Source organism: Terrabacter terrigena, from assembly GCF_042676085.1.
GTDB lineage: Bacteria > Actinomycetota > Actinomycetes > Actinomycetales > Dermatophilaceae > Terrabacter > Terrabacter terrigena.
Genome location: NZ_JBHTKH010000011.1, coordinates 51,026 through 72,720, shown reverse-complemented (window position 1 = coordinate 72,720; position 21,695 = coordinate 51,026). Strand labels below are relative to the sequence as shown.

Sequence of the window (21,695 nt, the reverse complement as noted above, 5' to 3'; positions counted from 1 at the left end):
TCAGTGGGTCTCCACGTAGATCTCGATGGCGGTCGAGGCGTCGGTGTCGTCGTCGTCGGCGTTGCCGAGCAGGTCGGCGCCCCGGACGGCCACCCCCGCCCGGCGGTAGGGGTTGCTCAGTGGGCGCAGGTCGAGCTCGCGACCACCGGCGGTGATGCGGCGAACGCCGTGTCCTTCGGGCCCGAGCACGTAGCGGACCGTCAGGTCGCGTCCCGCCAGCGGCAGGCGGGCGGTCAGCCCGCGGTCGGCGAGGGCGTCGTCGCCCGGGCCGGCAGGCAGCACGGGGTCGATCTCCACGTCGTCGCCGCGCTGCCGGATGCCGAGCAGCACCTCGGTCACCAGCCGGAGCACGAGCCCCGGGCCCGACGAGTACATGCGCCACCCGCCCTCGAGCGGCACGTCGCCGGCCATCAGGGCGGCATACCGGTCGGAGGCGTCGTAGCGGTCGGTGAACGCGCCGTCGGAGGAGGAGTAGTAGCACGTCGTCTGGCGGGGACGCGCCTGACGCACGAGCGACTCCAGCCCGACCGGGCTCGCCTTGGCGAGGGCTGTGAGCAGAGCGTCTCCGTCGCCGACGCGGGCCAGGGCCTCGGCGTAGCGCAGGTGCGCGTGCATGTACATGAGGCCGATCTCGCGGCCCCAGAAGGTGCTCGCTTCGGCTCGCTGGAACACCGTCATGGGTCCGCCGACGTAGCTGACCGGCCGGTCGAAGAGGCGCGCGCCGTCGGGGCCGAGCAGGTGCTCCTCGATGAGGTCGAGGTGGTGGCGAGCCTGCTCGGGGGTGAGCAGGTCGGCACCGATCGCGTGGATCCACGGGAGCACGCCGTAGCGCAGCCCGGTCCGCTCGTCGGTCGGGTGCACGAGCGGCTCGACGCGGCCGTCGTCGTGGTGCAGCAGGTAGCCGGGCAGCACCGGGTCGGAGGCGAGCTGGTCCAGCAGCGCGTCGTGCGTGCGCTCGGCGAGCTCGTCGGCCTCGGTGGCGAGGTCGTCGGGCCCGTCGGGGGCGCCGGCCGCCCGCAGCCCCTCTGCGAGGGTGCGCAGGGCCTGGGTCTGGAGCACCGCCGTCCACGTCGACACGAGGTTGGCGGCGAGGCGCGGGTCGGCCGGCTGCAGCGAGTCGTTCCAGTCGCCGTGCCCGTACGCCGGCAGCGGGCTGCCGGGGACCGTGCACTCCGCGATGCGGGTCACCGCACGCCGGAGGTGCTCGGCGACCGGTGCGGCCGCCTCGAGCCCGGTGTCACCGACGAACGCGACCGGCTCGTCGAGCAGGGACGCGTCACCGGTGGTGCGGAGGTAGTCGCCCGCTGCGAGGACGGGCCAGAAGACGACATCACCGTGCGAGTCCTGTTGGCCCGACTCGGGCAGCGGTGGCAGGAACTCGAAGGCCTGGGGCCAGTCGCCGCGGGCGTTCTGCGCCCGGAAGACCCGCAGCAGCACGTCGCGCACCGACTCCTGCCTGCCGAGGGCGGTCAGCAGGCCGACGGGTCCCTGGCACACGTCGCGCGTGCCCCAGGCGCCGCCCGAGAACTGCTCGAGACCGCGCGGCGAGAGGTAGTGGACGAAGGCGTTGTGGGTGAACCAGGGCAGCGCTGCCGAGAGGTGGGCGGCCTGCGCTCCGGCGGCGTCGCCGAGGCGCAGGCCGTCCAGCGAGACGGCGTGGCCGGCCCGGTCCCAGAAGCCGGCACCGAGGTGCTCACCCGCTGGGGTGACCTCGCCCTCGGCGGCGTCTCCGGCGCCGGGTGCCGAGGCGACGACGACCTCGACCTGCGCGGACGGCTCGAACAGCACGGTGACCCAGCCCGGGCCGCGAGCCGCGCCGTCGGCCTGGAGGCGCCCGTCGCCGACCTCGGCGGCACCCGGTCCGGTCCAGGACACGCGCCACGGGCGGGGGTCGCCGGTCGTCGTCACGTCGAAGTGGTCGTGTGCCACGTCGACGGTGGGCGCGTCCGACAGGTCGTCGGCCACCTGCACCGCCAGCAGCACCCTCCTCGGCGTCGCGCCCTCCTGGCCCACCGACAGGCTCAGCGTGTGCTGGTGGGCCGGCGCGCTCGAGGTCACGGTGACCAGGGGACCCGACTCGGCGGCATACCACCAGGTGCAGTGGTCGAGGCCGGTGAACCATGCGCTCGGTGTCTCGAGGAGGGACCACTCGCCGTCGGAGTCCTCGACGAAGAGCCGCATGCCGTGCGCGCGCTGGAGGCCGAGGTAGGTGCGCCGGCCGGTGGCGACGGACCTGCGGCCGACGTGCCCGCGGGTGACCTGCGAGTGGAAGGTGCCGGTCATCCACACGGTCGAGGCGAGTGAGCGCGAGTCGGGGGTGAAGGCGTCGCCCGTGCGCAGCAGGTGCCCGTGGGGCCGCAGCACGGCGACCTCCTTGGTGGGCGTGACGAGCTGCCCGCCGCGAACGGTCCAGGCGAGCTCGGTGCCGTCTTCGGCGGACTCGACGTGCTGTCGATCGGTGAGCAGGCCTGCGGCATCGAGCTGCTCGCGACTGAGCGGCTGTGATGCGAAGGGCCGGCTCGACGACCACAGCGTGGCGGGGACGGGACGGTCCTGGCCGTGGGCGCCGTCGCCCGCCGGCGCCCACGGGGTCGGGGTGGCCGCGATCGCGACGTCGGCCCACCGGGCGTCGTCGTCGGAGGTGGCCTCGGGGTGGTCGTCGAGGGCGATGCCCCAGAAGCCGGTGCGGTGCGAGTCGGCCGGTGCGATCGTGACCGGGGCGTCCTGCAGGGCGATGAGCGAGTGCTCGTGCTGCAGCCGCGTGCCCGGGAGGTCGGCCGCGTCGAGGCCGGACCAGACGACGGACCGCTCGGTGCGGGTGACGAGCTGGAGGGCGTCGGTCGCCCAGCCGGTGCCGGTGCCGGTGGTGCCGACCATGAGCCACGGCACGCGCTCGCCCGGCATGTTCTGCCGAACCGCGACGGCCGTGCCGTGCTCCGCGGTGGCCACCGGCGTGAGGTCGAGGTACTGGCTGACGTAGTACTCGTTGATGCGCACGTTGCCCAGCGGCGCCAGCGCGGGGTCGTGGGTGAGCACGACGTCGGCCGTGACCGGCTCACCGGTCGTGTTCGTCAGGTCGACGTCCCAGTGCCAGGTGGGCTGCGCCGACACATCGGCTCCGAGACGGAAGACCAGGCGGTAGCGCAGCCCCTCGTGCCGGCCGGTCACGACGACGGCGCCGTCCGCGTGCGACACGACGGAGCCGCTCCCCGGGCCGAGGAGGGCGAGGCGGGCGATGCCGTCCGGCCGGTGCACCCGCAGGTGCACGTTGGCGAGACCGGCCTCTGCGACGGTCGCAGGGTGCAGCAGCAGGCTCGTGCCGAAGGCCTCGAGCCGGCGCAGGGCACCGTTGTCGAGGACCTCCGCGAAGAGGCCGGATGGGCCCTTCAGGGCGAGGACCTCGGGGGCGGTCAGGACAGCGTTGTCGTCGAGCACCATTCATTCCTACCAGCGGCCCTCTTTTCTGGACAGGCCGAATCCCCTTGAAAACAAATGAAAGTCAGACCACGCACGACGCAGCCCATGAAAGTAGTTACATGCCTCCAGAGCGTTGACAGCAGTCATCCGGGCGCCCCTAACCTGACGGAAATCCGCCCCTCACGAACCATGCCGAACGACTGACGGAGCTCCGCAATGACGCTGACTCGCACAAAACCCACTCTGATCGTGACCGGTCTGACCGCCGCCGCCCTCGCCCTCACCGGGTGCGCGGGCAGCGCCAAGCAGAAGGAGAGCGCGAGCGGGGGTGCTGGCGGCGGAGGCGGCATGATCGAACAGTTGACGTTCCCGTCGGATGCGGACGCCACCGTCGGTGGACTCGTCAACTACAACCCCAACTCGCCGAAGCCGCTCACCTCGAACTGGCTCTACGAGCCGCTCATCGTGCGCAACAACCTCACCTGCGAGGAGACGCCCTGGCTCGCGACGAAGTCGACGTGGGAGGGCGCCACGAAGCTCACCCTCGACATCCGCGACGGCGTGAAGTGGAGCGACGGAAAGCCCTTCACGGCCCAGGACGTCGCCTTCACCTTCAACCTGCTCAAGAAGTATCCGGCCATCGACAAGGCCGGCGTCTGGAACGACACCTTCGGTGCGCCTGCGAAGTCCGTGACGGCACAGGGCAACCAGGTCGTCTTCGAGTTCACCGGCAACGCGGCGCCGAAGTACGACGCCATCATCGCCACGAAGATCCTTCCCGAGCACTACTACTCCACCGTCGGCGACCCGTCGAAGTACGTCGACAAGACGCCCGTCTTCACGGGCCCGTTCAAGGTCGGCAGCTACAACGGCCGCCGCCTCGTCCTCGAGCGCCGTGCGGACTACTGGCAGGCCGACAAGATCAAGGTCAAGAAGCTCGTCCTCGAGGGCAACTACGACGCCTCGCAGGCCGCGCTCAAGCTGCGCTCGGGCCAGCTCGACGCGTACTGGGGCGAGATCCCCAACCCGCAGAAGACGTTCGTCGAGGCCGACCCGAAGAACAACCACTTCTACTACGCCCCCAACGGCACGACCGTGCTCACCGGCAACGTCCAGAAGGCGCCCTTCAACGACCCGAAGTTCCGCGAGGCGATCAGCTACGCGATGGACAAGCAGGGCATGTCGACCAAGGCGACCTACGGCATCATGAAGCCGGCGAGCCAGACCGGCCTCAAGCTGCCGTCGATGGACAACCTCCTGCCGGAGAAGTACGCCGGCAAGGACACCGTCCTCCCGTTCGACCTCGCGAAGGCCGACCAGATGCTCGACGCGGCGGGCTACAAGAAGGGCGCGGACGGCAAGCGCACCAACCCCGACGGCTCGCCGCTCTCGGTGAACTTCTCCGTGCAGGCCGGCTTCATCGACTACCAGGCCATGGCCGACGTCGTCGCCAAGGGGATGAACGACGCCGGGGTCAACACCAAGGTGACGGCCTCGGCACCCGACTCGGTCGACGGCCAGAAGAAGACCGGCGACTTCCAGCTGATGTTCGAGTACCTCCACGGCGGCTGCGAGCTCGCCAAGAACATCGGCGCCAAGCTCTCGAGCAAGCAGATGCCGACGGCGACCGACATCTTCCCCAACGTCGAGCGCTACAGCGACCCCGCCACCGACGAGGCGGTGAAGAACCTCTCCCAGTCGACCGACAAGGCCGACCAGAAGAAGTACCTCGGGGAGCTCGTCGAGACGATGATGACGCAGTACCCGGTCACCTCGCTGATCTACGCCCCGGCCCGCATCCTCTACCGCACCGACAAGGCGGTCGGCTGGCCGAGCGAGCAGAACGCGTACGCCAACCCGGTCGACGACCGCCTCCTCGTCATCACGCGCCTGACTGCGCCGAACTGATGCGACCCCTGCACGCCCGTCGGGGTGGGCTCCTCGTGAGCCCGCCCCGGTGGGGGCGGGTGCCTGGACGAAGGTGAGGTCGTCATGAAGTACTTCGCACGGAAGTTCGGCTTCTTCCTCGCGACCCTGTGGGCCGTGGTGACGCTCAACTTCCTCATCCCGCGTCTCCAGCCGGGCGACCCGGCGGAGATCATGGTCAAGAAGCTCGCGGGCAAGGACGCCGCGCTCGACCCTGCCCAGGTCCGCGCCATGCGCGCGATGCTCGGTGCGCCGGACGGCTCGCTGCTCCAGCAGTACGGCACCTACCTGGGTGAGCTCGTCCGCGGCAACTTCGGGCTCTCCTACAGCTACTACCCGTTCAAGGTCACCGAGGTCATCGGCCAGGCCTTCTGGTGGACGGTCGTCCTCGTCACCGTCACACAGGTGCTGTCCTTCGTCGTGGGCATCGTGCTGGGGGCGTATGCCGCGTGGCGGCGCAACTCGCGCTTCGACTCCTTCGTGACCCTTGGCTCGACGTTCCTGGGGACGCTCCAGCCCTTCTGGATCGCGCTGCTGCTGCTCTACGTCTTCGGCTACAGCCTCGGCTGGTTCCCGACGTCGGGCGGCTACGAGGAGTCGACCCCGGGCTTCAACGTCCCGTTCATCCAGGAGGCGGTGTCGCACTCGTTCCTGCCGGCGCTCGCGCTGCTCATCGTCACGCCGATCGGCTGGATCCTCGGCATGCGCAACACGATGATCATGAACCTCGGCGAGGACTACATCCGGCTCGCGAAGGCCAAGGGCCTGCCCGACCGGGTGGTCGCCCTGAAGTATGCCGCCCGCAACGCGATGCTCCCCAGCGTCACGGGCTTCGCGCTCGCGCTGGGCGGCGTGCTCGGCGGCGCGATCCTCGTCGAGCAGGCCTTCGACTATCCCGGCCTCGGGCGGCTCATGGGTGAGGCGGTCGAGAACAAGGACTACCCGCTGCTGCAGACGCTGATGCTGCTCACGACCGTCGGGGTGCTCATCGCCAACCTCGTCGCCGACCTGCTCTACGGAGTGCTCGACCCGCGCGCGAGGAGGGCGGAGTCATGACCACCACACCCCTGAACGACGTGATGGCAGAAGGTGATCCGGCCCAGTCGGCGAGCTTCCAGCAGGTGCCCGACGTCGAGCGACCCGACCGCTGGTGGCAGGTCGTCTGGAGCAGCAGGAAGGCCCGCGTCGGCATCGTCATCGTCTCGGCGTACGTGCTCGTCGCGGTCCTTGCGCCGCTCATCGCGCCGCACGACCCGCTCGACTCGTCGTTCACCCCGCTGGCCGGGGCGAGCGGTGACAACTGGCTCGGCACGACGACCGACGGCCGCGACATCGCGTCCCAGCTGATCTACGGGTCGCGGATCTCCTTGCTGGTCGGCCTCTTCGGCGGCCTGCTCGCGACCATGATCGCACTCGTCATCGGGATGATCTCGGGCTACGCCGAGGGCACGATCGTCGACGACGTCCTCTCGTTCATCACGAACGTCGCCCTCGTCATCCCGACGCTGCCGCTCATCATCACCCTGGTCGCCTACTCCGAGGTGCGTGGCGTCTGGCTCATCGTCGGCGTCATCGCGATCACGTCGTGGGCCGGCGGCGCCAGGGCCAAGCGAGCGCAGATCATCACCTTGCGCAACCGCGACTTCGTCACCGCCGCGAAGTTCTCCGGCGAGGGCACGATGCGCATCGTCTTCCGCGAGATCATGCCGAACATGAGCTCGCTCGTGGCGGCGGCCTTCGTCGGCTCGGCCACGGGAGCGATCGGCGCCGAGGCAGGCCTCGCGGTGCTCGGTCTCGGCGACTCGCAGAGCGTCTCGTGGGGCACCATGCTCTACCAGGCCAACGCGCAGGGCGCGATCACGCAGGGACTGTGGCTGTGGGTCTTCGTGCCCGGGCTCGTCCTCGCCATCCTCATGACCGGAATGGCGTTCATCAACTTCGGTGTCGACCTGCTGAGCAACCCGCACCTCAGGGAGGACGCATGAGCCTGCTCGACGTGAATGACCTCTCGGTCCGCTACGAACCCAAGGCCCACCGGTCGCTCGACGCGGTCCAGGACGTCAGCTTCTCCATCGATCCGGGTGAGTTCGTCGGTCTCATCGGCGAGTCCGGCTCGGGCAAGACGACGCTCGGCACGGCGCTGCTCCGGCTGCTGCAGCGCCCCGGGCGCATCAGCGGCGGCAGCATCACCTTCGACGGCACCGACATCACGAACCTGTCGGAGGACGAGCTGCGCGACCTGCGCTGGCGTGACATCTCGACCGTCTTCCAGAGCAGCATGAACGCGCTCAACCCCGTGACCCGGGTCGAGGCGCAGTTCCGCGACGTCATCGAGCAGCACTCGAAGCTGCGCGGCCAGGCCGTCACCCGACGCATCCGCGAGCTGTTCGACATGGTCATCATCGACCACAGGTTCATCAGCGCCTTCCCGCACGAGCTGTCGGGCGGCATGCGCCAGCGCGTCAACCTCGCGCTGGCCCTGGCGCTCGAACCGAAGTTCGTCCTCCTCGACGAGCCGACGACCGGGCTCGACGTCGTCGTGCAGCACTCCATCCTCGAGAACGTGCGCCGGCTCCAGGCCGAGCAGGGCTTCGCCGTGCTGTTCATCAGCCACGACATCGGCACGGTGCTCGACCTCTCCGACCGCATCCTCGTGATGTATGCCGGCCGCATCGTCGAGGAGCAGCCGGCCGCTGCGCTCCTCACGCAGCCTTACCACCCGTACTCCAAGGGCCTGCTCGGCTCGTACGGCGACCCGCGCGCGGAGACGGTGCGGATCACCTACGTGCCTGGACGTCCGCCGGACCTCAGCCTCCCGATGGCCGGCTGCAGCTTCGCGCCGCGCTGCCCCGAGCGGGTGGCCCGGTGCACCGAGGTCGAGCCGCCGATCGTGCCGCTGGGCGCTGGCCGGGCCGCCTGCATCGTCGCCGAGGCGCAGCAGCGCGAGGGCGGTGCGGGCGAGCACGGCGAGCCGAAGCGCACGTTCGACGGGCCGCAGTTCGTCAAGACGTCGGAGGAGTCGACCCGGGCCCTGCGCGGTGACGTGGTGCTCACTGTCGACGACGTCTCGAAGGTCTTCACCCGCCGGCGTGGGCTCGCGGTCCAGCGCACCGAGGCCGTCACCGGCGCGAGCTTCGTGCTGCGCAAGGGCGAGGTCACCGCGCTGGTCGGCCAGAGCGGCAGCGGCAAGTCCACGCTCGCCCGGATGATCACCGGGGTCGACAGCCCCACGAGCGGGCGCATCGTCTTCCACGGTCCGAAGGGCGACCAGGAGGTCGCGGGCTTCCGCGGCCGCGCCCTGCGTGACTACCGCGGCGACGTGCAGATGGTCTTCCAGGACCCGTACAGCTCGATCAACCCGGCGAAGCGCGTCGGCTACATCCTCGCCCGGCCGCTCGCCAACTACCACGGGCTGCGCGGCGACGCCCTGCGCGAGCGGGTCAAGGAGCTGCTCGAGACGGTCGCCCTCACCCCGGCCGACCGTTTCATGAACCGCTATGGCTACGAGCTGTCGGGTGGGCAGCGCCAGCGGGTGGTCATCGCCAAGGCCCTCGCCGTCGAGCCCGAGATCATCGTCGCCGACGAGCCGATCTCGAGCCTCGACGTGTCGATCCGCGCCGAGATCCTCGAGCTGCTCAACGACCTGGTGCAGCAGAAGGACGTCGGCATCCTCTACATCACGCACGACCTGCTGAGCGCCCGGATGCTCGCCGACGAGGTGATCGTGCTCAACAACGGCAGGGTCGTCGAGCAGGGGCAGACCCTCAAGGTGATCCGTGACCCGAGCGACGCCTACACCCGCAAGCTCATCGATGCGATCCCCAACCCGTTCTGACCGACGCCCGGGACGCCGGCGCCGCAGGGCGCGTCCGGGTTGTGGAGCCTCGTGGTGGCGTGCACAGTGGACCCCGACAGAGGGAGCCCGGGTGTCGACAGAGCACGATGACCGCCCGGTCACGATCTACACCGTGGCCGAGCGTGCCGGCGTGTCCATCGCTACCGTCTCGCGCGTGCTCAGCGGCTCCACGCCAGCCTCTGCGAGGACCCGCCAGCGGGTGCTGCGTGCCGTCGAGGACCTCGAGTACGTCCCGCTGCGTGCGGGTCGGCCCGTCGACGTGCCGACCCACGAGACGCACGGGCTCGTGCTGCCGGGGCTGGCCGGGCCGTACTACTCTGAGCTGCTGTCGGGCTTCGAGTCCACGGCCGCCCGCGACGGGCAGTCGGTGGTCGTCGTCGTGTGCGACGCCTCCAAGGACGCCGAGGCGTCGGTGCGCAAGATCCTCGGTCGCATCGACGGCATCGTCATCGCCAACGACACGATCAGCGAGTCGCTGATCCGGCAGATCGTCAAGACCACACCGACCGTGCTCGTGGCCCGCGAGGCCATCGAGGGCTGCGACTCGGTGCAGGTGGAGAACTTCATCAGCTCGGCCGAGCTGACGCGCCACCTGCTCGAGCACGGTCGCGGCCGTCTCGTCTTCGTCGGTGACCCCGATGACTCGCACGACATCTCCGAGCGCTACCGCGGTTTCCAGCACGCCCTGACCCGCAAGCGCGGCGTCGAGGCCGTTGCGCCGGTCCGCGTGAGGTACGAGGAGCTGTCGGGCAAGAGCGTCGTCGAGCAGCTGCTCGCGGCCGAGGCGTCAGGCGCCTCGTTCGACGGGCTCGTCTGTGCCAATGACGAGCTCGCCCTCGCGACGATGGTCATGCTCGCGCGCGAGGGGCGGCGCGTGCCCGACGACGTCGCCGTGGTCGGCTTCGACGACATCATGACCTCGCGCTACCTGGCCCCGGGCCTCACCACCGTCCAGCAGCCGATGCGCGAGCTGGGGCGGTGGGCGGCCATCCGGCTCCACGAGCGCATCGGTGGCCGGCGGTTCGACGTGCAGCCGCAGGTGCTGCCGACACGGCTCGTCGTCCGGGGCTCGTGCGGCTGCGACTGGGACCCGACCTCCGTCGCCAGAGCCTGACCCCTCCTCGGCGTCCGGGCCGACCGACCGCCACGACGCGTCCCCGCACGCTCGCCCCGTCCACGTATGCCGTCTCGTGGCGGTCCGTGCGACCGCTCGCCAGTCCTTCGCCACCCTTCCCGCTGCCCCACGACAAGGAACCCCGTGCCCGACCACGACCTTCTCCGCCGCTGGGCGGCCGACACCTGGCGCTCGTTCGAGGCGATGACCGACCCCGTCTCGGGCCTGCCGACCGACTCGATCGGCGTCTCGCTCGACCCCGACACCCGCAGCGGCTACACGTCGCCGACGAACATCGGTGGGCTGCTGTGGTGCACCGTCGCCGCCCGCGACCTCGGCTTCGTCGACCCCGAGGTCTGCCGCGACGGGCTCGGCCGTCTGCTTGCCACCCTCCATCGGATGGAGGTGCACGGCGAGAGCGGCATGTTCTACAACTGGTACGACGACCGCACCGGCGCGCTCATGCACCGGATGCCCGACGGCGGCACGATCCACCCGTTCCTCTCGAGCGTCGACAACGGCTGGCTCGCGGCCGGGCTCATGGTCGTGGCGGCTGCCGAGCCCGCGCTGGCCGACGAGGTCCACGCGGTGCTCGACCGGATGGACTTCGGGGTCTTCCACGACGCGGCAGCAGGCGACGAAGGCCCGGGTGGCCGGCTGAGCGGCGGCTTCTGGGTCGTCGACCCCGGCGCGGACACGCGGCCGGTGTCGTTCGTCGACGGGAAGGCGCCGGTCTTCCACACCCGGCACCACTACGACCTGCTCGACTCCGAGCCGCGCATCGCGAGCTACGTCGGCATCGCGCACGGCCAGGTCCCGCCCGAGCACTACGCCTCGCTCGAGACTCCGCTGCGCCACTACCGCGGGCGCGACGTCGTGCCGACCTTCGGCGGGTCGATGTTCGAGGCCCTGATGCCGACGATCTTCGTCCCCGAAGCGGAGTGGGCTCCGGACACCTGGGGGGTCAACCAGGCCCGCACCGTCGCGCTCCAGCGCGAGTACGCGATGGACGAGAAGGCATACGGCTACTGGGGATTCAGCCCATCGGCCTGTCCGGGTGACGGCTACTCGGTGTTCGGCGTGCCGCCGATCGCCTGGGAGGCCGATGGTTACCCGAGCGAGCGGGACGGGGAGGTCGTCGTGACCCCCCACGCGTCGGCGATGGCCCTCATGGTCGAGCCCGACGAGGCGGCCGACAACCTGGCGCGCATCGAGAGCGACCTGGGCGCGTACGGCCCCGGCGGTTTCATCGACAGCGTCGACACCTTGACCGGGCGGCACGCGGGCCGCCACCTCTCCCTCGACCAGTCGATGGTCCTGGGGGCGCTCGCGAACGTGCTCGCCGACGACTGCCTGCGCCGCTGGTTCTGCACCCCGGAGGTCGAGGCCGTGCTGCGTCCCGTCGTGGCGGCCCGGACGATGCCCCTGACGTGAGTCCTGGGCGGGACCCGGTTCTCGCGACGGTCGTACGCTTGGGGGTGTCGCCGGCATGCGAGAGGTGGGGTGACGTGTCGCAGTGGTTCGAGGGGTGGACCGAGGATGAGGTCGCCACGCTCCGGCTCGGCCCGGTCTGGGTGCTGAGCGCCCTCACGGGGCGCACGGTCTTCGACGACGACGAGCGGGGTGCCTTCTGGGACGCCGTCACCGACGCAGCGCTGCGAAGCACCGGCGCAGGCCGGGCGGTGTTCGAGACGGCTGCCTCCGAACGCCGTTGGCTCTTCGACGAGTTCGCCCTCGACGGCCGCCCGGTCGTCTCGGGGATGCTCGCAGTGACGCGCCTGCTCGAGCGCCTGTCGGCCGAGGCCCGCGACGACGTGCGGCTCGGCATCGTGCGGGTCGGCGCCGCGGTGGCACTGGCCCGGGGGCCGTTCGGCCGGCGCATGACGCACGAGGACGAGCAGACCCTCATCCTCGTGGACGAGCTGCTGCGCACGTCGGCCGAGACCGCTGCGGACAACCCCCTCAACTCCCCCGCCTCGATCTAGACCGAGCCCACCTTCCCCATCGAGAGCGCGCCGCGTCGCGCCCCCGAGGTGGACGGAGTGCTCTTTTCGATATGGGGAGCCGTAGGTGTCGGCCACGCAGCGCTCAGCGGGTGCGGCGCAGGTGGTCGGGTGCCGGCATACGGCGCACGTCGACGCTCCAGAAGCGGATGACGAACGCGTGGGCAGGCCCGAGCGTCACCCGGTGCTCGAAGCCCCCGCCCTCCGCGGCCACGACCTCCGAGCCCACGACCTCGGCCGCCACCTCGACTGCCCGGTCGAGGTGGCGCCGGTTCGTGTGGAGCACGACGGCGCCGACGTAGGTCAGGGTCGCGAGCTCGTGCCCACGCTCACTGTCGCCGGCGAGCAGCGTCCACGTGAACGAGTCGCTCGCGATCGACCAGTCCTGCACCTGCGCGGCGAGCAGGTCGAGCGCCAGCAGGTCGCGGATGTCGTCGGGCAGGTCGCGGCCGGTCACGCGCCCCATCCTGCCGCCCGCACGGTCGACGGGGTGGGTGTGACCCCCTTCAGTCGAGGTCCTGGACGTCGGCGCGCCTGGCGATCGTGGCCGTCGCGCGTCGGCAGGCGAGCACGGGGACCCGGGGCACGATCTCGTCGAGGAAGGCGAAGCGTCGCCGCAGCGAGCGGTGGTACGCGTCGCCGCTCGTGTCGCTGACGAGCGCGGTCCACCAGTCGGCGAGGTCACCCCAGCCGGGCGCGGCGAGCGACCCGCCGTACTGCTGAAGCGCCAGTCCGGCGCACAGGCTCGCGAACGTCATGCGTTGCTCGAGCGGCCACCCGGCGAGCGTGCCGACGAGCAGGGCCGCCCCGAAGACGTCGCCGGCGCCGGTCGGGTCGACCTCGTGCACCCGGAGCGAGGGCACCCGGGCCTCCTCACCGGTGCGGGCATCGATGCCGAGGGCGCCGTCGGAGCCGACGGTGACGATCGCGACCGGCACCCGGTCGGCGAGGGCGTAGACGGCCTCGACCGGTGTGCTCGTGCCGGTGTAGGCCATCGCCTCGACGGCGTTGGGCATGAAGACGTCGCAGCGGTCGAGCCGTTCGAGCACGTGCGGCGACCACTGCTCCTTGGGGTCCCAGCCGACGTCGGCGAAGACGAGCGACCCGTTCTCACGGGCCTGGTCGACCCAGGTCGGTCCGCTCGGGCCGAAGGCCTCGTCCTCTGCGAGGTCGACCATGACGGCGCGCGATCGCGGCGGCGTGCCGATGAGCTCGCTCGCCGGCACGGGCGAGGGGTGGCCGTGCGAGACCATGCTGCGGTCGCGGTCGACCGACATCGAGACCGTGACCGGGCTGTGCCAGTCGGCGAAGCGGCGGCTGTGGCCGAGGTCGATGCCCTCCTGCTGCTCGAGGGTGCGCCAGCAGAAGTCGCCGTAGTCGTCGTCGCTGAAGGCGGCGGCCAGCCCGGTGCGCAGGCCGAGCCGGCGCGTCGCGACGGCGAGGTTCGCGATGCCGCCGGGGCACGAGGCCAGGCCTTCGGCCCACACCTCCGTGCCCGGCTTGGGAGCGCTCGGCATCCCCGCGAAGATCATGTCGAGGAAGACGGTCCCCCACACGAACACGTCGAGCGGCGGGTCGTCGTCGGTGCGACGCGACGCCAGCGGGTCGAACGACTGTCGGTGGGCCACGCGCCCATGATCCCGCACGTGCGTTCGCGACTCACCGGGTTTCCCGGGTTGCTTCGCGTATGCCGCCCGACTCGTCGGTCACGCGCGTTTCGTCCCGCGCGCGACGGACGGGAGGTGGTGGTCGTGCTCGCTCTCGGGCCCGAGCTCGGCGTCGGCGTGGTCGGCGTGGGACAGGGCCTCGGCGAGCAGGGCGTGCACGTGGGTGTCGGCGGCCGTGTAGTAGACGAACGTGCCCTCGCGCCGGCCGCGCACCAGCCCGGCGAGCCGCAGCTTGGCCAGGTGCTGGCTGACCGAGGTGGGGCTGACGCCGGCGAGCTCGGCGAGGCAGTTGACCGACGACTCGCCCTGCAGGAGGGCCCAGAGCAGCTTGATGCGGGTCGGGTCGGAGAGCAGCCGGAAGGTCTCGGCCGCGAGGTCGGCCTGCTCGTCCGCGGGCATGGACAGGTCGGGCATCGCGTCGTGCACACGTGGACCCTACTGCCTGACTACCTTCGCAACTATGCAGATAAGGTGTGGGGATGCCGGAGCACCTCCACACCCAGCACGACCATCAGCACAGCCACAGCCACAGCCACGATGACGAGCGCGACCACGGCCACGAGCACGGCAGCGGATGGCTCGGCCGCCTGCGGCACGCCGTCACGCCGCACTCCCACGACGCGGCGGACTCCATCGACGCGCCGCTGGAGTCGAGCGCGCGAGGCATCCGTGCCGTCAAGGTGGGTCTCGTCGGCCTCGGCGTCACGGCAGTGCTGCAGCTGGCGGTCGTCGTGGTCTCCGGCTCGGTCGCGCTGCTGGCCGACACGATCCACAACTTCTCCGATGCGCTCACCGCCGTGCCGTTGTGGATCGCGTTCGTCATCGGGCGCCGCGCAGCGACCCGTCGCTACACCTACGGCTACGGCCGAGCCGAGGACCTTGCCGGCCTCTTCGTCATCGCGATGATCGCGGTGTCGGCGGTCGTGGCGGGATGGGAGGCTGTACGCCGCCTGGCCGATCCCGCGCCGGTGCAGAACCTCGGCTGGGTCGCCGTGGCCGGGCTGCTCGGCTTCATCGGCAACGAGCTCGTCGCGAGCCACCGCATCCGGGAGGGGCGGGCCATCGGCTCGGCCGCCCTCGTCGCCGACGGGCACCACGCCAGGACCGACGGACTCACCTCCCTCGCCGTCGTCGTCGGGGCAGGCGGCGTCGCGTTGGGCTGGGGCTGGGCCGACCCTGCGATCGGGCTCGTCATCACGGTCGCGATCGTGCTGGTGCTGCGCGCCGCCGCCCGCGACGTCTTCCGCCGGCTCATGGACGGCGTCGATCCCGAGCTCGTCGTGCGGGCGGAGCAGGTGCTGGCCTCCGACCCGGCCGTCCTGTCCGTGCGTCGGGTGCGCATGCGGTGGATCGGGCACGAGGTCCATGCCGACGCCGAGCTCGACGTGCCGGCGCGCCTGTCGCTGACCGACGCCCATGCCGTCGCCCACCGTGCCGAGCAGGAGCTCGTCCGCGCCGTCCCCAGGCTCGCCGGGGCGGTCGTGCACGCCTATCCGGGTCACGACTGAGTCCGAGCGCGCCAGAACTGGCGCGGGGCTCGCGGGTTGGTACGGTTCCGAGGGTGGTGCAGCCATGAAGCTGGTCATTCTCGGTGGCGGCGGTTTCCGCGTGCCGCTCGTGCACGGGGCGCTGCTGCGCGACACCGCCCGGCGGCGGGTCACCGAGGTCGTCCTGCACGACACCGACGTCTCGCGGCTCGACGTCATGGGGCACGTCCTCAGCGCGCAGGCGCAGGCACACCTCGGTGCGCACCCCGACTCGCGGACACCGCCGACGGTCACGGCCACGACGGACCTCGACAGTGCGCTCGAGGCTGCCGACTTCGTCTTCTCGGCGATGCGGGTGGGTGGCCTCGCAGGACGCACCGCCGACGAGCGCATCGCCCTCGACATGGGCCTGCTCGGTCAGGAGACCACCGGCCCCGGCGGCGTCGGCTACGGCCTGCGCACCGTGCCGGTCGCGCTCGACGTCGCCCGCCGCGTACGCCGCCTGGCCCCCGACGCGTGGGTCATCAACTTCACCAACCCTGCCGGCCTCGTCACCCAGGCGATGCAGTCGGTGCTGGGCGGCCGCGTCGTCGGCATCTGCGACTCCCCGCTCGGCCTCGCCAAGCGCGCCGCGGGTGCGCTGTGGCACGACCTGGACGACCTCGAGATCGACTATGCCGGGCTCAACCACCTCGGCTGGCTCACCGGGCTGCGCCACGACGGATGTGACCTGCTGCCGAGCCTGCTCGAGAACGACGCGGCGCTCAGCGCGATCGAGGAGGGACACCTCTTCGGCACCGAGTGGCTGCGCGGCCTCGGGTCGCTCCCGAACGAGTACCTCTTCTACTACTACTTCACCCGCGACGCCGTCGCCCAGATCGCCTCGGCCGCCCAGACCCGTGGCGAGTACCTCGTCGCGCAGCAGGCCGAGTTCTACGGCGCGGTCGCCCGAGCGCCGGGCGAGGCGTGGGAGCGCTGGGACGCCGTGCGCCGCGAACGCAATGCGACCTACATGCAGGAGACCCGCGGGAACGGCGACGGTGACTCCCACGAGCGCTCCGAGGCCGACGTCGAGGGCGGCGGCTACGAAGGGGTCGCGCTCGCGCTGATGGCCGCGATCGCCCGCGACGAGCCGGCGAGGCTGATCCTCAACGTGCGCAACGACGGGGCCGTCGCCGGCCTGCGGGACGACGCCGTCGTCGAGGTGCCGTGCACGGTCGACGCGGCCGGGCCGGTGCCGGTGCGGGTGAGCCCGCTGCCCGGCCACGCCCTCGGACTCGTGCAGCAGGTCAAGGCGGTCGACGAGATCGTCATCCGTGCCGCCACCGAGCAGTCGAGATCGCTTGCGGTGCAAGCCTTTGCGCTCCACCCTCTCGTCGACTCCGTCACGGTGGCGCGCGAGCTGCTCGCCGAGTACGGCCGGCGACTGCCCGACTTCTACGGCGGACTGGGCTAGACGCTCCGCGGCAACGGTGGCCCGATCGCCCTCCGTCCCGGCAGGATCGAGGCATGCACCTCGACCTCAACGCCGACGTCGGCGAGTCCTTCGGGGTGTGGACCCTGGGCGACGACGCTGCCGTGCTCGACGTCGTCACGAGCGCGAACGTCGCGTGCGGCTTCCACGCCGGCGACCCGCTCACCCTGCGCACGACGTGTGCGTATGCCGCCGAGCGGGGTGTCGTCGTCGGGGCGCAGGTCGGCTACCGCGATCTCGCCGGCTTCGGGCGGCGCTTCGTCGACGTGCCGCCGGACGCCCTCGCCGCCGACGTCATCTACCAGCTGGGTGCCCTGTCGGCCATGGCCCACGTGGCGGGCACGAGGGTCGCCTACGTCAAGCCGCACGGCGCGCTCTACAACGCGATCGTCCACCACGAGGCCCAGGCCCAGGCGGTGGTCGACGCCGTGGTGGCCGTCGACACCTCGCTGCCGATCCTCGGGCTGCCCGGGAGCGTGGTGCTCGCCCGGGCCATGGCCGCCGGGCTGCGCGCCGTCAGCGAGGCGTTCGCCGACCGGGCCTACCTGCCCGACGGGCGTCTGGTCCCCCGCACCGAGCCGGGGGCGGTGCTGCACGGCGCCGAGGAGGTGGCCGCCAGGGTCAGGCGGCTGGCACTCGAGGGCGTCGTCACGGCTGTCGACGGCACCGACGTCGAGGTGCGGGCCGAGTCGGTGTGCATCCACGGCGACACCCCGGGCGCCGTCGAGATGGCACGCGCGGTCCGGCGGGAGCTCGAGGCCGCCGGTGTCGAGATCCGCGCGTTCGCAGGCTGACCGGGGCGATGACGATGGAGGCGCGACTGCTCCCGATGGGTGCGTCGGCCCTGCTCGTCGAGGTGGCCGACACCGACGCGGCCCTGGCGCTGCGCACCGGACTGGCGGCCGCTGTCTCGCCGGCGGGCGACGAGACGGCGATCGGGACGGCTCTCGAGCACGTCGTCGTCGGAGCCCGCACCGTGCTCGTCGTCCTGCGCGACGCCCGGCGTCGGGACGAGGTGGGACGCGCCTGCCTGGAGCTCGCCGCCCACCTGGACCTCGCCCTCGGCCCGGGCGACGGCGACGCGGTCGAGGTTGCCGTCCGCTACGACGGTGCAGACCTCGACGAGGTCGCCCGGCTCACCGGGCTGTCCCGTGGCGCGGTGGTCGAGGCCCACACGGGCACACCCTGGCGCGTCGGCTTCGGTGGCTTCGCGCCGGGGTTCGCCTACCTCGTCGACGGCGACCCGCGCCTGAGGGTGCCACGCCGCCCCGATCCCCGCACCCGGGTGCCCGCCGGGTCCGTCGCTCTCGCAGGGGAGTTCAGCGGCATCTACCCGCAGGACTCGCCGGGAGGCTGGCAGCTGCTGGGTTCCACCGATGCCGTCCTCTGGGATGTCGACCGGCAGCCGCCTGCCCTGCTCACCCCGGGCATGACGGTGTGGTTCGTCGACGCCGACGCCCGCACCGCACCCCCTTCGACAGCCCGGGTAGCGACAGCAGCCACGCCGTCAGGGACGGGGCGCGCGAGTCACCCGACTGGGACTGGGCGAGGCCTGGAGGTGGTCGCGACGGGTCCGCTCACCCTCGTCGAGGACGCCGGCCGACCTGGCCTCGCCGACGCGGGAGTGGGACGGTCGGGCTCGGCCGACCCGGCGGCGTACGGGCTCGGGCTGCGGCTCGTCGGGCACCTGCTCGGCGGTGACGACGGCGGGTCGCCGCCGGCGTCGCTCGAGGTCACGTTCGGCGGCCTCGCAGTCCGCGCCCGCGGCGACCTGCTCGTGGCCCTGACCGGAGCACCCTGTCCGGCCGACGTCGACGGCCGGCCGGTGGCGCACGCTGCGCCTGTGCCGCTCGCCGACGGACAGCTGCTCACCCTGGGCGCACCGGCGGCGGGGCTGCGCACCTGGCTCGCCGTCCGCGGCGGCATCGCGGTGCCGCCGGTGCTCGGCTCGCGGTCGACCGACACGCTCTCGGGTGTCGGGCCGCCGGTGCCGAAGGTCGGCGACGTGCTGCCGGTGGGCCCCGCACCGCGGGCGTTCCCGGTGGTCGACGTCGCCCCGCAGCCCGTGCCGGGCGACGGGCCCGTGGTGCTCGACATCGACCCCGGACCGAGGGCCGACTGGTGCCACCTCGACGACCTCGAAGGTGACGTGCGCACGGTTTCGGCACGCAGCAACCGCGTGGGAATCAGACTGGAGGGAAAGGCGATCCAGCGCCAGGCGGCATACGCGGAGACGGAGCTCCCCAGCGAGGGGATGGTCGTCGGGGCCGTGCAGGTGCCGCCGGGAGGTGAGCCGGTCGTCTTCCTCGCCGACCACCCGGTCACCGGCGGCTACCCGGTCGTCGCCGTGCTGACCCCAGGGGCCGTCACCCGGGCAGCACAGTTGCGGCCGGGCCAGCAGGCGCGACTGCGGTGGCGCCTGCGCCCGCGGTGACGCCCGGCCGCGTCACGACGGGCGGATCTCACCCGACCCGCGCACGACGAGCGTCGGCTCGATGACGACGTGCCGGGGCGGCGAGGTGTCACCTGCGATACGGGAGAAGAGCAGCCGGCCGACCTCGGCGCCGATCTGACCGACGTTCTGGCGCACCACGGTGAGCGCCGGCTCGAGGAGGTCGGCGAGGGGAAAGTCGTCGAAGCCGATGACGGCCACATCGTGGCTGAGCCCCAGGGACCGCAGCGCGCGCACCGCGCCGATGGCGAGGTCGTTGCGCCCGGCGAAGATCGCCGTCGGCACCAGCCCGCCGCGGTAGAACGCGTGCACCGCGTGCTCGGCGGCCTCGGAGGTGCGGAGGTCGCTGACCTCCACGCGCTCGTCGACGGGGATGCCGGCCGCTGCCATGGCCTGCCGGTAGCCGCGTAGGCGGTCCTCGGCGGTCTGGATCGTCGCGAGGTCGAGCAGCACCGCGATGCGGCGGTGGCCGTGCGCGATGAGGTGTTCCACCGCGTGCCGCGAGCCCAGGACGTTGTCCACCGTGACCGAGTCGGCGTCGACGCCGTGGGGCCGGCGGTCGACGAAGACGGTGGGGAGACCCGCCCGCAGCTCGGCGGCGAGGTACTCGTGGCGTGACGTCGCCGGCATGAGGACGAGGCCGTCGACGCGGCGGGCGACCAAGCCGCGGACCAGGGCGATCTCGCGACCCTCCTCCTCGTCGAGGCTCGCCGCGAGCACCGCTGTCTGCTGCGCGCGGGCGACGTCCTCGAGGGAGCGCAGCAGGCTTGCCGAGAAGCTGTTGCTGACGTCCTGCAGCAGGGCCCCGACGGTGCCGGTCCGGCCGCTCGCCCGGCGCAGGTTGCTCGCGTGGACGTTGTGCGAGTAGTCCAGCCGGGTGGCGGCCCGCTCGACCCGCTCCCGCACCGCCGAGGAGACGCCGGACTCACGGTTCACGACGCGTGAGACGGTCTTGAGGCTGACGCCCGCCAGTGCCGCGACGTCCTTCATGGTGGCTCGGGCCACCAGGTGCCCACGGGTCGCAGCGCCTCGACCCCCTCGCCCTGAGCCCGCCTCGGACATCGTTGTCTCATCCACGTTGCGATTTGTAGCGGATGCCTTGACGTGAGCACAAGAGCGTTCTATACATCGTCCTGACAACGTTGTCATGTGACGACGGCAGACAGAGAGGTCCACGCCATGCACCGCAGCTCCTTCCTCACCCCGTCTCGGCTCGCTGGTCGCCGCGCACTCGTCGCCATGGCCACCGGCACGCTGGTTCTCGGCGCCGCTGCCTGCGGCAGCTCGGACGGCGGCTCGAGCGGCGCCAGTGGAGGCGGCGCCGAGAAGGTCGGTGTCTCCCTCATCACCAAGGACTCGACCAACCCGTTCTTCGTCGCCATGCAGAAGGGCGCCAAGGCCGACGCGGACAAGAACAACGTCACCCTGACCGTGGCGTCGGGCAAGCAGGAGGGCGACGACGCCGGCCAGATCACGGCGATCGAGGACGCCATCGCGCGCGGCGACAAGGGCGTGCTCATCACGCCGATGAGCAACGGCGTCAACGCCGCCATGAAGAAGGCCCGCGACGCCGGCCTCTACGTCATCGCCCTCGACACGCCGCCCGACCCTGCCGACACCGTCGACATCACCTTCGCGACCGACAACCGGGCCGCGGGCAAGCTCGACGGTCAGTGGGCGGCCGGCCAGCTCGCGGGCAAGCCCGCCGTGATCGCGCTCCTCGACCTGTTCAACGACAAGATCGTGTCGGTCGACTACAACCGTGACCAGGGCTTCCTCGAGGGCATGGGCATCGATGTCAAGGACCCCAAGAAGAACGGCGACGAGGACAAGACCGGCAAGTACACGGGCGGCAAGGGCGGTGACTACACCATCGTCTGCAACGAGCCCGGCAACGGCGCCGAGGACGGCGGCCGCACCGCCATGGAGAAGTGCCTCTCGAAGAACCCCGACATCAACCTCGTCTACACCATCAACGAGCCGACCGCGGTCGGTGCCAACGCGGCTCTCAAGGCGCAGGGCAAGACGGCCCTCATCGTCTCGGTCGACGGCGGCTGCGCCGGCGTCAAGTCGGTCACCGACGGCGTCATCGGAGCCACGGCGCAGCAGTACCCGCTGAAGATGGCGACGCTCGGCATGGAGGCCATCGCCAAGATCGCCCGCGGCGGTGAGAAGCCGAAGGTCTCGCCCGGCCTCGACTTCTACAACACGGGTGTCGCCCTCGTGACGGACAAGAAGGTCGATGGCGTCGACAGCATCAGCTCCGCCGACGCCGCCAAGATCTGCTGGGGCAACTGAG

Annotated in this window: 17 protein-coding genes; 12 read left to right on the top strand and 5 right to left on the bottom strand. The window is 71.5% G+C overall.

Annotated features, from left to right (window positions below; genetic code table 11):
- Nucleotides 1-3,435 carry a GH36-type glycosyl hydrolase domain-containing protein gene (locus tag ACFQ2V_RS15910; RefSeq protein ID WP_386053831.1) on the bottom strand — a complete coding sequence of 1,145 codons (3,435 nt, stop codon included), beginning with the start codon at nt 3,433-3,435 and terminating at the stop codon, nt 1-3.
- A gap of 231 nt (nt 3,436-3,666) precedes the next feature.
- Between ACFQ2V_RS15910 and ACFQ2V_RS15905 the strand changes: the two genes are divergently transcribed.
- From ACFQ2V_RS15905 to ACFQ2V_RS15875, 7 genes are all read left to right on the top strand, one after another.
- The gene (locus ACFQ2V_RS15905) at nt 3,667-5,325 is read left to right on the top strand and encodes an ABC transporter substrate-binding protein (RefSeq protein ID WP_386053830.1); all 1,659 of its coding nucleotides are present in this window, start codon (nt 3,667-3,669) and stop codon (nt 5,323-5,325) included.
- An 84-nt stretch (nt 5,326-5,409) separates the two neighbouring features.
- On the top strand, nt 5,410-6,399 hold the full coding sequence (locus tag ACFQ2V_RS15900) for an ABC transporter permease (protein WP_386053829.1): 990 nt from the start codon (nt 5,410-5,412) through the stop codon (nt 6,397-6,399).
- Entirely contained in the window at nt 6,396-7,328 is a 933-nt protein-coding gene (locus ACFQ2V_RS15895; protein WP_386053828.1) for an ABC transporter permease, read from the top strand. Before ACFQ2V_RS15900 ends, ACFQ2V_RS15895 begins: the two co-directional genes overlap by 4 nt.
- On the top strand, nt 7,325-9,178 hold the full coding sequence (locus ACFQ2V_RS15890) for an ABC transporter ATP-binding protein (protein WP_386053827.1): 1,854 nt from the start codon (nt 7,325-7,327) through the stop codon (nt 9,176-9,178). The genes ACFQ2V_RS15895 and ACFQ2V_RS15890 overlap by 4 nt, the downstream gene beginning before the upstream one ends.
- Nucleotides 9,179-9,269: 91 nt before the next feature.
- Complete coding sequence (locus ACFQ2V_RS15885; RefSeq protein WP_386053826.1) at nt 9,270-10,313, top strand: LacI family DNA-binding transcriptional regulator; 1,044 nt, start codon at nt 9,270-9,272, stop codon at nt 10,311-10,313.
- 144 nt (nt 10,314-10,457) lie between these two features.
- Nucleotides 10,458-11,747 carry a glucoamylase family protein gene (locus tag ACFQ2V_RS15880; RefSeq protein ID WP_386053825.1) on the top strand — a complete coding sequence of 430 codons (1,290 nt, stop codon included), beginning with the start codon at nt 10,458-10,460 and terminating at the stop codon, nt 11,745-11,747.
- A gap of 74 nt (nt 11,748-11,821) precedes the next feature.
- Complete coding sequence (locus tag ACFQ2V_RS15875) at nt 11,822-12,298, top strand: hypothetical protein (RefSeq protein ID WP_386053824.1); 477 nt, start codon at nt 11,822-11,824, stop codon at nt 12,296-12,298.
- A 103-nt stretch (nt 12,299-12,401) separates the two neighbouring features.
- Here ACFQ2V_RS15875 and ACFQ2V_RS15870 read toward each other — a convergent pair whose 3' ends face one another.
- The 3 genes from ACFQ2V_RS15870 to ACFQ2V_RS15860 form a co-directional block, all read right to left on the bottom strand.
- A complete protein-coding gene (locus tag ACFQ2V_RS15870; protein WP_386053823.1) occupies nt 12,402-12,773 on the bottom strand; it encodes a hypothetical protein in 372 nt (123 codons plus the stop codon).
- A gap of 49 nt (nt 12,774-12,822) precedes the next feature.
- Nucleotides 12,823-13,944 carry a carbohydrate kinase family protein gene (locus tag ACFQ2V_RS15865; protein ID WP_386053822.1) on the bottom strand — a complete coding sequence of 374 codons (1,122 nt, stop codon included), beginning with the start codon at nt 13,942-13,944 and terminating at the stop codon, nt 12,823-12,825.
- Between the two features lie 78 nt (nt 13,945-14,022).
- On the bottom strand, nt 14,023-14,409 hold the full coding sequence (locus ACFQ2V_RS15860; RefSeq protein WP_386053821.1) for an ArsR/SmtB family transcription factor: 387 nt from the start codon (nt 14,407-14,409) through the stop codon (nt 14,023-14,025).
- A 53-nt stretch (nt 14,410-14,462) separates the two neighbouring features.
- Here ACFQ2V_RS15860 and ACFQ2V_RS15855 point away from each other — a divergent pair, with 53 nt between their 5' ends.
- The 4 genes from ACFQ2V_RS15855 (at nt 14,463) to ACFQ2V_RS15840 (ending at nt 19,378) form a co-directional block, all read left to right on the top strand.
- Nucleotides 14,463-15,491 carry a cation diffusion facilitator family transporter gene (locus ACFQ2V_RS15855; RefSeq protein WP_386053820.1) on the top strand — a complete coding sequence of 343 codons (1,029 nt, stop codon included), beginning with the start codon at nt 14,463-14,465 and terminating at the stop codon, nt 15,489-15,491.
- 64 nt (nt 15,492-15,555) lie between these two features.
- Entirely contained in the window at nt 15,556-16,926 is a 1,371-nt protein-coding gene (locus tag ACFQ2V_RS15850) for a 6-phospho-beta-glucosidase (protein ID WP_386053819.1), read from the top strand.
- A 53-nt stretch (nt 16,927-16,979) separates the two neighbouring features.
- Nucleotides 16,980-17,738 (top strand): LamB/YcsF family protein, encoded by a 759-nt coding sequence (locus ACFQ2V_RS15845; protein WP_386053818.1) that lies wholly within the window; start codon nt 16,980-16,982, stop codon nt 17,736-17,738.
- Between the two features lie 8 nt (nt 17,739-17,746).
- Nucleotides 17,747-19,378 (top strand): 5-oxoprolinase subunit B/C family protein, encoded by a 1,632-nt coding sequence (locus ACFQ2V_RS15840; RefSeq protein ID WP_386053817.1) that lies wholly within the window; start codon nt 17,747-17,749, stop codon nt 19,376-19,378.
- A gap of 12 nt (nt 19,379-19,390) precedes the next feature.
- Here the strand turns inward: ACFQ2V_RS15840 and ACFQ2V_RS15835 are convergent, their stop codons facing one another.
- A complete protein-coding gene (locus ACFQ2V_RS15835; protein WP_386053816.1) occupies nt 19,391-20,473 on the bottom strand; it encodes a LacI family DNA-binding transcriptional regulator in 1,083 nt (360 codons plus the stop codon).
- A 102-nt stretch (nt 20,474-20,575) separates the two neighbouring features.
- Between ACFQ2V_RS15835 and ACFQ2V_RS15830 the strand changes: the two genes are divergently transcribed.
- Nucleotides 20,576-21,694, top strand: a complete 1,119-nt coding sequence (locus ACFQ2V_RS15830) for a substrate-binding domain-containing protein (RefSeq protein WP_386053815.1) — start codon at nt 20,576-20,578, stop codon at nt 21,692-21,694.
- Nucleotide 21,695: the final 1 nt, after the last annotated feature.

Excerpts from the sequence above, each read along its gene's own strand:
- ACFQ2V_RS15850 (WP_386053819.1), top strand. The coding sequence starts at position 15,556 with ATGAAGCTGGTCATTCTCGGTGGCGGCGGTTTCCGCGTGCCGCTCGTG.
- ACFQ2V_RS15855 (WP_386053820.1), top strand. The coding sequence starts at position 14,463 with ATGCCGGAGCACCTCCACACCCAGCACGACCATCAGCACAGCCACAGC.
- ACFQ2V_RS15830 (WP_386053815.1), top strand. The coding sequence starts at position 20,576 with ATGCACCGCAGCTCCTTCCTCACCCCGTCTCGGCTCGCTGGTCGCCGC.
- ACFQ2V_RS15890 (WP_386053827.1), top strand. The coding sequence starts at position 7,325 with ATGAGCCTGCTCGACGTGAATGACCTCTCGGTCCGCTACGAACCCAAG.
- ACFQ2V_RS15845 (WP_386053818.1), top strand. The coding sequence starts at position 16,980 with ATGCACCTCGACCTCAACGCCGACGTCGGCGAGTCCTTCGGGGTGTGG.
- ACFQ2V_RS15895 (WP_386053828.1), top strand. The coding sequence starts at position 6,396 with ATGACCACCACACCCCTGAACGACGTGATGGCAGAAGGTGATCCGGCC.
- ACFQ2V_RS15840 (WP_386053817.1), top strand. The coding sequence starts at position 17,747 with ATGACGATGGAGGCGCGACTGCTCCCGATGGGTGCGTCGGCCCTGCTC.
- ACFQ2V_RS15900 (WP_386053829.1), top strand. The coding sequence starts at position 5,410 with ATGAAGTACTTCGCACGGAAGTTCGGCTTCTTCCTCGCGACCCTGTGG.